The sequence below is a fragment of the Lentisphaera profundi genome (genome assembly GCF_028728065.1).
Classification (GTDB): domain Bacteria; phylum Verrucomicrobiota; class Lentisphaeria; order Lentisphaerales; family Lentisphaeraceae; genus Lentisphaera; species Lentisphaera profundi.
Window position 1 is genome coordinate 36,638 of record NZ_CP117812.1, and the last position, 17,725, is coordinate 54,362.

The following is a 17,725-nucleotide window of genomic DNA, read 5'->3' on the forward strand; positions in this document are numbered from 1 at the left end:
GCAATTTTATTGTATGAGAAAAGAACTTTTATCCCTTTGGTCATGAAGAAAAACAAATGTTTATTCCGATAATGAACAAGTATTTAAAGCTCTATAAATCGAGCTCTTATCTTACTGTATATGTCCAACCATTATCATTTCTATCTAAGTAAGAACTAGACTTAGGAGGTGTTTTCTGCTTAAGATTCCTCAAGTATAAACGGAGAGGAAAATCAGTAGAGAGGCTTTTCTTTGAAAGAAACGAGATTTATTCTGCTGGAGCACCGATGAAGAAAACGAAGGCGCAAACAATTGCGAGTCCCGCAAAGAGAATCATCCTTTTTGGTTCTTTATTTCGTTTCGCCAAAGAACAAGCTAAGCAACTTTGAAGTAAGTAAAATAAGGCAAAAGCCTTTGATGCATAAACAATGATTAAATTAACGTTGGTTTCCCAGGCTAAATTGATCGTAACGAGAAGGATGAGTAAATAGGCGTAGCGAACAGGGACACGATGATTGGTGATTTCCCCGATTAATCCACCTGCGCCGGCATTGTCTGCAACTGCAGCACTAAATTGACTGCCGATGGCAGCCACGACTAATAGAGTCGGTAAAACTAGTGCCACAGGTGTTGTCATTTCAATAATGGCGGTAACGTCGGCGCCCATATCCTTGTGGAAGAGTACGGTGGCAAGAGAGATAAATAATAAGTAGATAATACTGGCCGTAATTTGTGCGTACTTCATGGTTTTGATGCGTTCTTCGGCTTTGTGTTGATCACCGAGGTAACGCGAAGTCTCGAAACCTTGGACAACAATGAGTAGGCCAAGTAAAACGCGTATATCGTTACCATTTATATCTGATGAGATATCGGGCAGTGCCCAAGTTCCTTGGGAAGCTAAATTGATGTTGTAGACCACTAAAGCAAATAGCAAGGAGCCAATCATCCCTAAATTGAGCGCAACCGCATATTTTTCCATTTTTTCGAGCATGCCTAAGCCACGCCAAATACCGATTATACCTATCGAGAGCAGCAATGCGGTTGTAATCCAATTGGCCATATGTGGATGTGAGATGCCAAGAGATTTCAATAAAAAAGCAGCAAGCAATTGTAAGTAATAGGTGACAGAAATAAAATAGGCCCCAGCCAAAATTATTCGTGAGACAAAAGCGAGTTGTTGTGGGTGACCCGATTCATTTTCGATGGGCTCAAAATGTGTGATATTGTAGCGCATGACACTTCCTACACCATAGGCAATGACTAATAAAATAGCCATACAAAAAACGGCTTTAACGCCAACTACGCCACCAAGTAGCGGTGCACTGACCAAGAAACCACTGCCCATAATAGAGGCGAGGGGAGTCACCATGGCTTGCCAAGAAGAAGATTTTTTCAGTTTTGGAGAAAAGGCAAGGTAAGAGCTTAGTAATACAGCAATGACAATAATCAGTATGTTAAGTATCATGAGACAGGAAGTCCATTTTAGGAAAATCATTTAAAAGAGGAATGTAATTTCGCCCAGGCATAAAAAAAGCCCAAAACCGAAGTTTTGGGCTTAAGAGCGAGTGATGAGACTCGTTAATACCCAGTATTAAATCATTTGATCATCAAGAGGTTCGTCATCTAGCGGATCATCAATGATGTTATGATCGTCTAGATGATGGTCATCTTGACTGTGATGATCTGCATCTACGATATCTACATCGTGAATCGCTAGAGACGGATCATCGTGATCTTGAGTCTCAAAGAGATCGTGAACTTGATCTTGATCGAGGTTTTCTACTGCTTGTTTAGTGACTTCATCCTGATCTGAATGATCGGAAATATGAAGATCGATATTGTCAGTGAAGCTATCAACATCGGCGATATCATGACTTGAGGCGTTCTGATAATTGGTATCTACATGAGCCATGAAGCTATCTACATCATGATGTAGAATCTCTTGACTTGAATGATCAACATCATTTACAAGTGCCATAAAGGATTGTAGAGGATCATCAAACATATCAGGAGCATCAGCTTGTACGGCACCGTGTACAGGAGGAGCAGGTGGCGGGGGAAGCGCAGTAGCGACATCTGTATGGCCATGAACATCCAGTGTGATATCGTGATGTTCACCAGTCGTGGTAGCAACGGAAAAGACATCATGCTCTAAATCACCATCATTAAGATGATCGGCTTTGGCTTGGTCAAGAGTATATTTCCAGGAACCATCTGTTTGCAGATCCAATGCTCCAAAAGTGCCATCGAAATGCCCGGCCGTGAAGTCTACATCATGGCCATCGCTAGGGTGGGCATCGATAAAACCACTGACTTCATGATCCTGATCTTCGGTCAGTGAAGCGTGACCTTGGATGACCGTGAGCGTTCCTGTTGATTCAATAGAATCGTTTTTCCCATCGCTTACTGTGTACTTAAAATCTACGTCACCATGAAAATCTGTTGCGGGGGTGAAAACAAGCTTAGCAATATCGCCGGCGGTAATATCTTGTCCGGCGCTGACAGCGTTGCCGTCTAAGGTTAAGGTCCCTTGTTTGGTGTCAGGTAGCCCAGTAATAGAAACATGATCTAATACATCACCTGCATCGCCATCACTAAAACCAAAATCACTTACACTAAAGGTATGAGCGCTGTCTTCTTGGGTATCGATCGACTGTACTGTTGCGGTTGGTATGAAGTTATGTCCGCCAATGTCTGCACCGGTAAAGTGAAAGGTCTCGGTGGCACTCGCGCTGCTCGCTTCCCCATACGTGCCTTCACTTTGTTCAACACGGATTTGAATATCAAGATTGTTCATCACTCCACTCTTACCGTATATCGCTGCCTGATCCATCTCTGCCACGGGCACATGATAGGTCACGAAGCCGGGATCTGGATCTACCTTCCCATGGCTCAGGTCATCTGACACCGGATAAGTGGCCATTCCACCGGGACGAGTGACTAGAACACCATCGGCAACGCGAACATAGAGCATCGTGGTTTCGTCTGTATCGACTTGCTTAAAGTCGATTAAGTCACCGACATGATGGATGTTTCCACCGGCACTTAAATCAATTGGGGCGGCGGAGCTTGCCCCAACCCAGCTTGAGTCTACGCTGACGATATCTTCTATCACGGCATCTAAGGTAATGTGGCCAAGACGGACGACTTCTTCGGTGCTGTTGTCAGGGCCTGTGGTTATTACGTGCAATTTATAGTCAGCTGTTACACCGTCTGTATCATGGGTATTTACCTGCAGATGAGAAAGGGTACTTGGGTCAATGGTCCAACTGCCATCTATATTATGCACGGGTGCCGTACCGCTGGTACCTGCGGCTAAGCGCAGGCTGAAAGAGGCTGGCAGGTCGGTGATGGTAACGCCAGTGATCGGGTCCTGGCTGTCTGTGGCATGCGCGCTAAGCGGCATATCAAGCCATTGTTGGTGTTCACCGGCGTCAATATTTTGAACATCCACTCGGGCCACGTCGGTTACGGAGGCAATGTCAATATGGCGAGACATGGCCGCCGATTCCGCGGTATCTGTGCCGTCAGTACTGATGGCTTTTACATTGAGGTCGATACTGCCATGAAAATTCTTGGGAAAACTCGCGGTTAATGATGTGGCGTCGCCACTATCAACCAACCACGAACCATCGGCTTGCTTGGTGCCGTGATTCAGCGTGGTTCCGGCCGGTAGACCTTCGATATGCAGTTGTAAATGCTCGCTGCTATCCGGGTCGGAAACAGAAAAATGCAGATCAAGAGACCCGTCTTCAGTGAGGCCTAATGCCTTGGGTGCCCCACCGGCTTGGCCGGCAAGGTGATCGAACAATACCGCCTCTGTTCCCAGGCCCATTACGCTGCTAAACGTAGAGACACCACGTATAACGTCGAAGAGGGTGCCCTGGCTAGACGGGTCAAAACCAATAATTCTTAACCCTGCACTGGGCTGGACACCGGCTTTAAAACTGAACTCAATGGTGTCGCCCGTATGCAGGCCCGAGAGGGGAAGAAAGTGTGCAAGTCCACCTACAGGAATTTGCAGGAGTTCACCGTGATGCTCAATGTCGAAGTGCTTCATCATCCCCATAGAGAATGGAGCGGGGTGGCCGTTTACTTTAATGCCAGCCAGATCATCAAGAGTGGCGCCGCCTGTAAATTGCAGAAAAGATAATCCTGTTTTCGAACTCGGGTCATATTTTGAGAGCAAGTCTGCCTGATTAGCGTCCAGGGTAATAGTTTGGTCCAGACTCGGTGGCCCGGCTGCAGCGGCAAGGCTGCTGGAGCCGTTCACGTCAAAGGCATCGATGTTGGGGGCGTCTGCCACGGGGTTAACATTTAAGGTGATGGCGTGAGCTGTGCTGTCGGCGGTGTGGCTGCCATCGCTAGCCGTTGCCGTTGCGTGGAGTTGGATATCGCCGGAAAAATCCTTCGGCGGGGTAATTTTAAGCCCGCTGATATCACCCGCTTGAACCGTCCATTGTCCATGGCCGTCGTCATGACCTGTTGAAAAACTAGCGCCTGTGGGAACACCTGTGATGACGTATTGAGTAATAGCATCGCCTGCTGCTGCCGTGGCACCAAGTGTGAGTGCTATGGCGGTGTCCTCGTCACCCGTGGTATCCGTGCCCGTCATGGTCGGGGCATCGACGGTATTGGCGACCTGGATGGTTCCAGTCGCTTCGGCTGAGTCGGATGTCCCATCATTGACAGTATATTTGAAGTTTACATCACCGTTGAAATCAGCAACCGGTGTGAAAAGCAATTTCCCTATGTCGCCCGAAGAGATGTCCTGGCCATCTGTAACGGCGTTGCCGTCAAGAGTAAGGACTCCCTCGCTGATGTCGGGTAGATCAGTGATGGTGACGTGATCCAAGGTATCGCTAGTATCTACGTCAGTAAAACCAAAATTTGCCGCAGTGAATTGATAATCTTGATCTTCCGTACCATGTAGTGAGGCAATAGTAACGGTTGGTGCATCATTTGTTCCAGCTACGTTAAATGTGGCCGTTTGGGCGATTGTGCCGCCCTGACCATCACTTATGTTATAAGTAATGGTTAGGGCTTGGGTTTCACCAGCTGCTAGGTGATCGAATACAGCGTTTGTTGGATCAATTGACAAGATATGTCCATCTGCGCTTAGGCTAAGCCCTGCGGGCAAGCTACTTGTTGCTGCAGCGCCATCGACACTATATTGGATGCCATTGACCGATAGAGTATCGGCATCAATATCACTTGCACCTTGAAGTAAATCTAAAGATGAACTGGCATCGCCTTCATCAACACTGCTAGCCAGCGCGTTGGTGACAACGGGTGCATCATTGATATTTGTTACGGTTAAGTTTCCTGTTGATTCTGGTGAATCTGCATTTCCATCATTGACGGTATACTTGAAGTTTACATCGCCATTAAAATCTGCTTTTGGTGTAAAAGTTAAATGCTGAATGTCTGTTGCACTGATATCTTGATTTGCGCTAAGGGCGACACCATTGAGCATCAGCACGCCTTCTGTTGGGTCAGGTAGATCGGTAATGGTGACATGGTCCAAGGTATCGCTAGTATCTACGTCAGTGAAACCAAAATTTGCCGCAGTGAATTGATAATCTTGATCTTCAGTACCGCTGAGAGGCGAGGCGGTCACTGTTGGTGCATCGTTGGTCCCCGCAATATTCACCTGTATTTCGTGTAGAGTTCCATCTGTCGATTCAACTGTAAAGATGTCTTTATGTGAATCACCATCAGCCATAGAATTGAGATTAGATTTTGGTGTAAAGGTCCACTGTCCCCCTGATTGCATGCTTAAATCGCCAAAGGCACCATGGTAGGTATTTGCACTAAAAGATTGCTGCGAAGCATCGTTATCTTGAATGGTTAAGGTGCCAGGCACAGCACTGTCTTCATCAGTATTTTCTAGATCATCACCAGAGATAATGGCATTGGGAATAGGTCGTGTTGGATCGAGCTTAATACCATTAAATTCTGTGTGAATTTCGTGCGTACCATCCGGCCCTTCTGTTGTGGCGGTCACACCAATGTTCATATTGTGGACGACTCCAGCAGGCAGTTGGGCAGTAATTTTTGATAAGTCCCAACCTTGCAGGTCAATTTGATCTCCAATACCTGTTATGGTATGGGTGTGGCTGCCATCCGAGACCACAGTATCTTTAATGAAACCTTGAATTGCGATGCCGGTTACTTTGTCGTCGGGATCACTAGGTGATACTTGAGGGGTGATATGTAATAAGGAACCAGGAGGAGGAACAGACATATTGGTATCGACGATTTGGCTTTCATGATGAACGCCATTTTCGGCTAAAGTATGTGCGCCCGTAGTATCCTGAATATGTCCTGCAATAGAACGAACGTCAAAGATCAAGCCGGTATGAACGCTTGCCATTGAAGCAAGAGGCCCTTGTGCCACTTGTTGCGAAGACATAGAATGAGTGCTCATGGCAGCATTAAAAATATTCCCATCATAATGTTCACCACTATTCCAAGTTGGTGAGGCAATGCCTCCATTAGCTTTTTGTCCCAGGACCATATAAAGGTCTGCAGGTAAAGTACCGCCTTTATGATAGCCATGAGCGGTACTGACAAGTTGGCCATTGTCGAAGACTTTTAAATCGCCCGATGTTGAATCCCACGTTAATGTGACGCGATGGCTATTACCATCACCTAAGTTAATACCCGTTGCGATATCGCCAGCTCCGCCGATTTTCATATTGCCGGGATTCCATAGAGAAAGCATATTGGTACTTGTCCCATGGCCCATGTTGACGACAACAGGACCTGTAGAAGCGCCTGTATCAGCAACAGCCTTACCTAATACAGTCATTTCAAAAGTGAATTCAGTGAGAGCACTTGGAGCTGCGATACTATCAACTTGAATGCGGCCAGTAGAGCCTGTGCTAACAATTTGTTGTTCGACAGAAGTCGTCAGCTGAATATTGGCAGGGTCCGTAACGGTGCTCACGGCCATGGTCATATGGTTATCCACATTGGCAGTACCATCATTAACTTTGTAGGAGATATCTGCATCGCCTTTGAAGTTAGTCGCGGGATGATAGGTCCAAGTGCCATCTCCATTATCAGTAATAGTTCCGTGTGCGGGGTCCACATGAACAGAATTGACATCGAGGGTGTCGTGGTCAATATCTGCAGAGCCACTTAACAAGTCGGCTTTAGTGAGAATTATGTCAGTGTCTTCAGTGGTCGTCGCGCTTGTGGCGACAATAGTTGGTAGATCATTGACATTGGCTAAAGTTAGAGTTCCCGTAGCTTCTGCGGAATCCGCATTTCCATCATTGACGGTGTATTTGAAGTTTATATCACCATTGAAGTCTGATTTTGGAACAAAAGTTAAATGCTGAATATCTGCAGCGCTGATATCTTGATTTGCGCTGATTGCCACACCGTTGAGCATCAATTGCCCTTCAGTCGCGAGATCAGGTAGATCCGTAATGGTAACATGGTCCAAGGTATCGGTCGTATCTGTATCGGCGAAGCCGAAGTTTGCTGCGGTAAACTGGTAGTCCTGATCTTCAGTTCCATGTAGTGTAGCGACTGTTACTGTTGGTGCATCGTTCGATCCCGCCACATCCATCACAATATGATGAACCGTGCCATCTTTAGCATGGATAATGAGGTTGTCTTGAACATTTTGTCCAACAGCTAGAGCTTGGACAGCATTGCTTTGTGCGGTGGTTTGGTCGAGTTGATAGGTCCAGGATCCATCAGTGTTCATATGGAGTGAGCCATATGTGCCCTGAACATCTTCGTCTCTAAATGAGGATTGATTATCATCGGGATCAGTAATGGTGAGGCTTCCTGTGGCACTTGTACTTGCGTCTTCGGTTGTTGAACCTGTAGCGACACCAGCGATTGTGGGAACGTCATTTGTCCCTTGTATCGTAAGCGTCGTCGTCTGATGGACGAGACCACCATGTGAGTCTTTGACATCATAAGTGAGGGTGATTGTTTGACTATCACCTGCAGCAAGATGATTGAAACTTGCATCCGTAGGATCAAGAACAAGCGTATGGCCATCAGCAGCGAGGGTGACACCTGCAGGTAGCGACGTGTTTGCTGTGGCTGAACCCATTTGGTATTGAATATTGTCAATGCTTAATGTTTCCCCAGTATCAGGATCGGTAGCGCCATGGAGCAAATCAACGTTATGGGTAGAGCCATCCTCCTTGCTGGTATCCGTAAGCGCAGCCGCGACTTCTGGTGGTGCATTGACAAAAAGACTTACACCTTGAGTGACTGACTTGCTCTCACCGGATTCAGAGGCAGTTGCTGTAACGTTGAAGTTGAGATCACCATGGAAATTGGCATTATGGAGGTCAACCTTTAAACCTTGAAGGTCAGATTGATGGAGAACCCACATTTTTGCCAGGCCATCCCATGTTCCGTTACTGAGTGTGGATCCTACGGGAAGACCCGAAATTTTAACCAGCAAATCCTCATTGGTGTTTTCATCAGTCAATTGAGCATTGAGATTCAAGGGGATTTCGTTCCCTTGCTGAGCTGTCAGAGCATTTGCGCTAAGCGTGGGTGCATCCACGGAGCCGTGAATGGTGATGGTGACAGGGTGAGTAACGGACTGACCATCTGGCGTTGTGGCCGTGACTTGAACCACTTCCTGCAGCGTCTGATTTGGACCTAAATGGTTAACGTCCGCATTGCTGTTATCCATATGATAGTGGTACTGACCATGTTCATCAATTGAGAACGTTCCATACTTCACTGCATGTTGAGCTTGCGCGGTGAACGTTGGGGTATCGCCATCATCCACATCTGAGGCCGTCAAATGACCATTGATATCAGTTTGAGACGTATCTTCTTTCATGTCGACATCCAAACCTGCAGGTGTATTGTCATCCACCGCCGGGCCATGAACGTCGTAGACCCGTTCCGCAGAACTATGCCCTTGGGCATCTTCGGTATGGAGATGATGTTCGCCATCCGCCAAGCCGGGTGCGGCCAATGACCAATGACCGTTGCTATCAACAGTGGCCGTGCCAAGAATTGAGTTTCCTTCTTTGACCGTAATCGTTTCCCCAGCAGTTCCCTGGCCTGAAAGCAGAGCGTTGCCTTTGCTTAAATGATCATATTTACTGTAATAGAGGTAGTCGACTTCACTTGGACCGCCATCACAAACACGATTAATTACACCAATGGTACCATCAGAGAAAACAACAACGCCACCTTCCCAGGAGTTGCCATGACCAGATGCACCGCCTGAACCGGTATTAGTTGTATCGGGAACTCCATGGGATTGCCACCAACCGTGACTATCGACACGACTAAAACCCCCTGAACCACTATGAGCGGTGGAAGTTGTGGGCTCCTGCCCAGAACTTAGCTCATTATGATCACTACCAGGTTTATAGAGACCAACAATGTGAACGCCTGCACCAGGACCGGTTTGGCTAGCACCCCAATTTGCATGAGGATCAATCGTTGAACCATCAACCTTATCAATCACCTGCAAATCTTGGATACTCATTCCCCCTGTGCCAGTCGCGGAGGAACTTGCGGTGCTGGAAATAACAGGTTGATCTTCTGTGCCGTGAATCGTCACGGTAACCGTATGTTTGGTTCCGTCGCTAGCCGTGAAAACATGGCTCTCGGTTTGGGAGGCGCCTTGGTCCAAATTTTGAACTTTGCTGTTGTCCAGCGTAAACTGCCAGTTTCCATTGCTCATCGACCAAGAACCATAAGTACCCGGAGTTGCTGCTACGTCGGCAAAGCCTGGAGTGTCCGTTTTGTCTAGGTCACTGATAGTAAGTTGTTCTGATACACTTGCAGTTCCATCTTCAGTTACACTACCAGTGCTTGTTCCAGTGACTACGGCGGCATCGTCTGTGCCGTTGATTGTTACATTGATTTGATGTGTCGTTCCATCGGCTGATTGAACGGTTATACTTTCGGTCAGCCTTTCACCTGAACCAAGTTCCTGCACGGTGGTATTGGAGTTATCGAGATCGTAAGTCCAGGCACCAGAATCGGTCATGTGTAAGGTGCCGAGAGTTCCAGTATAATCAGTATCCGAGAAATGATTTTCACCAGTGTCGGTGTCGCTAATGGTCAGAGTACCAGAAGTCTGCAGAGCAGATTCTTCTGTGACTTGACCCGTTGCGGAACCCGCAATCTGGGCGACGTCATTAGTACCATTGACGGTAAGGGTGATCTGATGAGTAGTTCCGTCAGCTGATTTCACTGTAATGGTATCAGTTGCAGAGCTTCCTTGAGCAAGGGCTTGCACGGTGGTATTGGAATTATCTAAATCGTAAGTCCAGGCACCAGAGTCAGTCATATGCAAGGTGCCGAGGGTACCTGTATAATCAGTATTGGAGAAATGATTTTCGCCAGTATCGGTATCGGAAATTGTCAGGGTGCCTGACGTTTGTAGGCTTGTTTCTTCCGTGACTTGACCTGAATGAGTACCTGTGATTTGGGCGGCATCATTAGTACCGTTGACGGTAACGGTGATCTGATGACTTGTACCATCAGCTGATTTCACGGTGATGGTATCAGTTGCAGAGCTTCCTTGAGCGAGAGCTTGCACGGTGGTGTTAGAGTTATCGAGATCATAAGTCCAAGCACCAGAGTCAGTCATATGCAGAGTGCCGAGAGTACCCGTGTAATCAGTATCCGAGAAATGATTTTCACCAGTGTCGGTGTCGCTAATGGTCAGAGTACCAGAAGTCTGCAGAGCAGATTCTTCTGTGACTTGACCCGTTGCGGAACCCGCAATCTGGGCGACATCATTGGTGCCATTGACAGTTACTGTGATTTGATGAGTAGTTCCGTCAGCTGATTTTACGGTGATAGTATCCGTAGCAGAGCTTCCTTGAGCGAGAGCTTGCACGGTGGTATTGGAGTTATCGAGATCATAAGTCCAGGCACCAGAATCAGTCATATGCAGAGTACCCAAAGTCCCTGTGTAATCCGTATCCGAGAAATGATTTTCGCCTGTGTCAGTATCAGAAATAGTAAGTGTGCCAGAAGTCTGCAGGGCAGATTCTTCAGTGACTTGTCCCGTTGCGGAACCCGCAATCTGGGCGACGTCATTAGTGCCATTGACGGTAACGGTGATCTGATGAGTAGTTCCGTCAGCTGATTTCACGGTGATGGTATCAGTTGCAGAGCTTCCTTGAGCGAGGGCTTGCACTGTGGTATTGGAATTATCGAGATCGTAAGTCCAGGCACCAGAATCGGTCATGTGCAGAGTGCCGAGAGTTCCAGTGTAATCCGTGTCGGAGAAATGATTTTCGCCTGTGTCAGTGTCGCTAATGGTCAGAGTACCCGAAGTCTGTAGGGCAGATTCTTCAGTGACTTGTCCCGTTGCGGAACCCGCAATCTGGGCGGCATCATTCGTACCGTTGACAGTTACTGTGATCTGATGAGTAGTTCCGTCAGCTGATTTCACAGTGATAGTATCCGTAGACCTTGCACCCTGAGCGAGGGCTTGCACGGTGGTATTGGAGTTGTCGAGATCGTAAGTCCACGCCCCTGAGTCCGTCATGTGCAGTGTGCCGAGAGTGCCAGCGTAATCAGTATCAGAGAAATGTGCTTCCCCCGTGTCCGTGTCGCTAATTGTCAGAGTGCCTGACGTTTGTAGGCTTGTTTCTTCTGTAACTTGACCTGAATGAGTACCTGTGATTTGGGCGGCATCATTAGTACCGTTGACGGTAACGGTGATCTGATGACTTGTACCATCAGCTGATTTCACGGTGATGGTATCAGTTGCAGAGCTTCCTTGAGCGAGAGCTTGCACGGTGGTGTTAGAGTTATCGAGATCATAAGTCCAAGCACCAGAGTCCGTCATGTGCAGCGTGCCGAGAGTACCGGCGTAATCAGTATCAGAGAAATGCGCTTCGCCCGTGTCCGTGTCGGAAATTGTCAGAGTGCCTGACGTTTGTAGGCTTGTTTCTTCCGTGACTTGGCCTGAATTAGTACCCGCAATCTGAGCGACATCATTCGTACCGTTGACCGTGAGGGTAATTTGATGGGTGCTGCCATCGGCAGATTTCACGGTGATAGTATCCGTTGCAGAGCTTCCTTGAGCGAGGGCTTGCACGGTGGTATTGGAGTTATCGAGATCGTAAGTCCACGCCCCTGAGTCCGTCATGTGCAGCGTGCCGAGAGTGCCAGCATAATCAGTATTAGAGAAATGTGCTTCACCAGTATCGGTATCGGAAATTGTCAGGGTGCCTGACGTTTGTAGGCTTGTTTCTTCCGTGACTTGACCTGAATGAGTACCTGTGATTTGGGCGGCATCATTAGTGCCGTTGACCGTGAGGGTAATTTGATGGGTGCTGCCATCAGCAGATTTCACGGTGATAGTATCCGTTGCAGAGCTTCCTTGAGCGAGGGCTTGCACGGTGGTATTGGAGTTATCGAGATCGTAAGTCCACGCCCCTGAGTCCGTCATGTGCAGCGTGCCGAGAGTGCCAGCATAATCAGTATCCGAGAAATGTGCTTCACCAGTATCGGTATCGGAAATAGTAAGTGTACCAGAAGTCTGCAGAGCAGATTCTTCAGTTACTTGGCCTGAATTAGTACCCGCAATCTGGGCGACATCATTAGTACCGTTGACCGTAATAGTTATTTGATGAGTAGTTCCGTCAGCTGATTTCACAGTGATAGTATCGGTAGCCCTTGCACCTTGAGCGAGGGCTTGCACGCTTGTATTGGAGTTATCGAGATCGTAAGTCCACGCCCCTGAGTCCGTCATGTGCAGAGTGCCGAGAGTGCCGGCGTAATCAGTATCAGAGAAATGTGCTTCCCCCGTGTCTGTATCAGAAATAGTAAGTGTACCAGAAGTCTGCAGAGCAGATTCTTCAGTTACTTGACCCGTTGCGGAACCCGCAATCTGGGCGGCATCATTCGTACCGTTGACAGTTACTGTGATCTGATGAGTAGTTCCGTCAGCTGATTTCACAGTGATGGTATCAGTTGCAGAGCTTCCTTGAGCGAGGGCTTGCACGCTTGTATTGGAATTATCGAGATCGTAAGTCCAGGCACCAGAATCGGTCATGTGTAAGGTGCCGAGAGTTCCAGTATAATCAGTATCCGAGAAATGATTTTCACCAGTGTCGGTGTCGCTAATGGTCAGAGTACCAGAAGTCTGCAGAGCAGATTCTTCTGTGACTTGACCCGTTGCGGAACCCGCAATCTGGGCGACGTCATTAGTACCATTGACGGTAAGGGTGATCTGATGAGTAGTTCCGTCAGCTGATTTCACTGTAATGGTATCAGTTGCAGAGCTTCCTTGAGCAAGGGCTTGCACGGTGGTATTGGAATTATCTAAATCGTAAGTCCAGGCACCAGAGTCAGTCATATGCAAGGTGCCGAGGGTACCTGTATAATCAGTATTGGAGAAATGATTTTCGCCAGTATCGGTATCGGAAATTGTCAGGGTGCCTGACGTTTGTAGGCTTGTTTCTTCCGTGACTTGACCTGAATGAGTACCTGTGATTTGGGCGGCATCATTAGTACCGTTGACGGTAACGGTGATCTGATGACTTGTACCATCAGCTGATTTCACGGTGATGGTATCAGTTGCAGAGCTTCCTTGAGCGAGAGCTTGCACGGTGGTGTTAGAGTTATCGAGATCATAAGTCCAAGCACCAGAGTCAGTCATATGCAGAGTGCCGAGAGTACCCGTGTAATCAGTATCCGAGAAATGATTTTCACCAGTGTCGGTGTCGCTAATGGTCAGAGTACCAGAAGTCTGCAGAGCAGATTCTTCTGTGACTTGACCCGTTGCGGAACCCGCAATCTGGGCGACATCATTGGTGCCATTGACAGTTACTGTGATTTGATGAGTAGTTCCGTCAGCTGATTTTACGGTGATAGTATCCGTAGCAGAGCTTCCTTGAGCGAGAGCTTGCACGGTGGTATTGGAGTTATCGAGATCATAAGTCCAGGCACCAGAATCAGTCATATGCAGAGTACCCAAAGTCCCTGTGTAATCCGTATCCGAGAAATGATTTTCGCCTGTGTCAGTATCAGAAATAGTAAGTGTGCCAGAAGTCTGCAGGGCAGATTCTTCAGTGACTTGTCCCGTTGCGGAACCCGCAATCTGGGCGACGTCATTAGTGCCATTGACGGTAACGGTGATCTGATGAGTAGTTCCGTCAGCTGATTTCACGGTGATGGTATCCGTTGCAGAGCTTCCTTGAGCGAGGGCTTGCACTGTGGTATTGGAATTATCGAGATCGTAAGTCCAGGCACCAGAATCGGTCATGTGCAGAGTGCCGAGAGTTCCAGTGTAATCCGTGTCGGAGAAATGATTTTCGCCTGTGTCAGTGTCGCTAATGGTCAGAGTACCCGAAGTCTGTAGGGCAGATTCTTCAGTGACTTGTCCCGTTGCGGAACCCGCAATCTGGGCGGCATCATTCGTACCGTTGACAGTTACTGTGATCTGATGAGTAGTTCCGTCAGCTGATTTCACAGTGATAGTATCCGTAGACCTTGCACCCTGAGCGAGGGCTTGCACGGTGGTATTGGAGTTGTCGAGATCGTAAGTCCACGCCCCTGAGTCCGTCATGTGCAGTGTGCCGAGAGTGCCAGCGTAATCAGTATCAGAGAAATGTGCTTCCCCCGTGTCCGTGTCGCTAATTGTCAGAGTGCCTGACGTTTGTAGGCTTGTTTCTTCTGTAACTTGACCTGAATGAGTACCTGTGATTTGTGCGGCATCATTAGTACCGTTGACGGTGACAGAAATTTGATGAGTTGTACCATCGGCAGATTTCACGGTGATAGTATCCGTTGCAGAGCTTCCTTGAGCGAGGGCTTGCACGGTGGTATTGGAGTTATCGAGATCGTAAGTCCACGCCCCTGAGTCCGTCATGTGCAGCGTGCCGAGAGTACCGGCGTAATCAGTATCAGAGAAATGCGCTTCGCCCGTGTCCGTGTCGGAAATTGTCAGAGTGCCTGACGTTTGTAGGCTTGTTTCTTCCGTGACTTGGCCTGAATTAGTACCCGCAATCTGAGCGACATCATTCGTACCGTTGACCGTGAGGGTAATTTGATGGGTGCTGCCATCGGCAGATTTCACGGTGATAGTATCCGTTGCAGAGCTTCCTTGAGCGAGGGCTTGCACGGTGGTATTGGAGTTATCGAGATCGTAAGTCCACGCCCCTGAGTCCGTCATGTGCAGCGTGCCGAGAGTACCGGCGTAATCAGTATCAGAGAAATGCGCTTCGCCCGTGTCCGTGTCGGAAATTGTCAGAGTGCCTGACGTTTGTAGGCTTGTTTCTTCCGTGACTTGGCCTGAATTAGTACCCGCAATCTGAGCGACATCATTCGTACCGTTGACCGTGAGGGTAATTTGATGGGTGCTGCCATCGGCAGATTTCACGGTGATAGTATCCGTTGCAGAGCTTCCTTGAGCGAGGGCTTGCACGGTGGTATTGGAGTTATCGAGATCGTAAGTCCACGCCCCTGAGTCCGTCATGTGCAGCGTGCCGAGAGTGCCAGCATAATCAGTATTAGAGAAATGTGCTTCACCAGTATCGGTATCGGAAATTGTCAGGGTGCCTGACGTTTGTAGGCTTGTTTCTTCCGTGACTTGACCTGAATGAGTACCTGTGATTTGGGCGGCATCATTAGTGCCGTTGACCGTGAGGGTAATTTGATGGGTGCTGCCATCAGCAGATTTCACGGTGATAGTATCCGTTGCAGAGCTTCCTTGAGCGAGGGCTTGCACGGTGGTATTGGAGTTATCGAGATCGTAAGTCCACGCCCCTGAGTCCGTCATGTGCAGCGTGCCGAGAGTGCCAGCATAATCAGTATCCGAGAAATGTGCTTCACCAGTATCGGTATCGGAAATAGTAAGTGTACCAGAAGTCTGCAGAGCAGATTCTTCAGTTACTTGACCCGTTGCGGAACCCGCAATTTGGGCGACATCATTGGTGCCATTGACAGTTACTGTGATTTGATGAGTAGTTCCGTCAGCTGATTTCACAGTGATGGTATCAGTTGCAGAGCTTCCTTGAGCGAGGGCTTGCACGGTGGTATTAGAGTTGTCGAGATCGTAAGTCCACGCCCCTGAGTCCGTCATGTGCAGTGTGCCGAGAGTTCCAGTGTAATCAGTATCCGAGAAATGATTTTCGCCCGTGTCCGTGTCGGAAATTGTCAGAGTGCCTGACGTTTGTAGGCTTGTTTCTTCCGTGACTTGGCCTGAATTAGTACCCGCAATCTGGGCGACATCATTAGTACCGTTGACCGTAATAGTTATTTGATGAGTAGTTCCGTCAGCTGATTTCACAGTGATAGTATCGGTAGCCCTTGCACCTTGAGCGAGGGCTTGCACGCTTGTATTGGAGTTATCGAGATCGTAAGTCCACGCCCCTGAGTCCGTCATGTGCAGAGTGCCGAGAGTGCCGGCGTAATCAGTATCAGAGAAATGTGCTTCCCCCGTGTCTGTATCAGAAATAGTAAGTGTACCAGAAGTCTGCAGAGCAGATTCTTCAGTTACTTGACCCGTTGCGGAACCCGCAATCTGGGCGGCATCATTCGTACCGTTGACAGTTACTGTGATCTGATGAGTAGTTCCGTCAGCTGATTTCACAGTGATGGTATCAGTTGCAGAGCTTCCTTGAGCGAGGGCTTGCACGCTTGTATTGGAATTATCGAGATCGTAAGTCCACGCACCTGAGTCCGTCATGTGTAGCGTGCCGAGAGTACCAGCGTAATCAGTATCAGAGAAATGTGCTTCCCCCGTGTCCGTGTCGGAAATTGTCAGAGTGCCTGACGTTTGTAGGCTTGTTTCTTCCGTGACTTGGCCCATATCTGTGCCAGATATACTGGCAGCGTCATTTTTCCCAGTGATATCAATACTCACTGGTATCGACTTGCCATCAGTGGAGAGGATATTAAAATGTTCTTGTACTTGTTGTCCTTGAGTGAGTGCCTGGACATTGTGCGCTGAGTTATCTAGAGTGTAAGTCCAATGACCATTTTTAGCAATTGCGAGAGTACCATATGTGCCATGTAGCGAGCTAGCTTTGTAAGTAGGTGGGATGGATGATGGAGACAAATTACTAGTATGGATCTGTAGATTCCCTTGTACTACTTGATTATTATCTTCTTCTGTTTGGCCATGAGTTGAACCAGATAGGCTAGAAATGGCAGGGCCTAAATTTTGTGATGAATGTGAGCCTGTATTAGCGTAAGGGTGATAGGGCTGAAATACCGGAGTTGTAGCATTACCACTAGGAGCGAGGATTTGATAAGTCTGAGTTGGGATATGAATGAGAGGGGCTTGACCAGGAGATGAGCTATTGGCTTGATCGGAAGAAATTAATACCTCTCCACCAAATTCATCAGCGATACTATCGATAGTAGAAGGGATGGAGAAATTTATCACATTATCAATATCTACTTTTGGAGGAAGAATTAGTAAGAAATCACTGAGATCTTCAATAGATAAATAGACCGAACCATCGGGCTGAATTACGGCCCCATCTAGCTCAGTATCTTGGGGTAAATTTGTGATATGAACTTCACGAATCGAAGGGTCGTCTGGAAGAGAAAAATGGATAACAAAGTCTTTTTCGCCTTGATCAGCTATCTGGATTTTCAGTTCATAGTTTTTATCATCAGGGGCTTTTTCATCAGCTTCAACCTGCTCCAATTTTTCATCGAGGGGACGATAATCAGCATGTTTTTCTGCTTCAGCTAATTTTTCATCAAGAGGACGATAATCATCTTTATTGGAAGCATGATTTTGCGGGGTATCTTCAGCCAT

General features: G+C 47.8%; 2 protein-coding genes. Both read right to left on the bottom strand.

What is annotated here, in order from left to right; all coding sequences use genetic code 11:
- Positions 1–247: 247 nt before the first annotated feature.
- The gene (locus tag PQO03_RS11720) at positions 248–1,444 is read right to left on the bottom strand and encodes a hypothetical protein (RefSeq protein ID WP_274153381.1); all 1,197 of its coding nucleotides are present in this window, start codon (positions 1,442–1,444) and stop codon (positions 248–250) included.
- Between the two features lie 126 nt (positions 1,445–1,570).
- A complete protein-coding gene (locus PQO03_RS11725; protein ID WP_274153382.1) occupies positions 1,571–17,725 on the bottom strand; it encodes a VCBS domain-containing protein in 16,155 nt (5,384 codons plus the stop codon).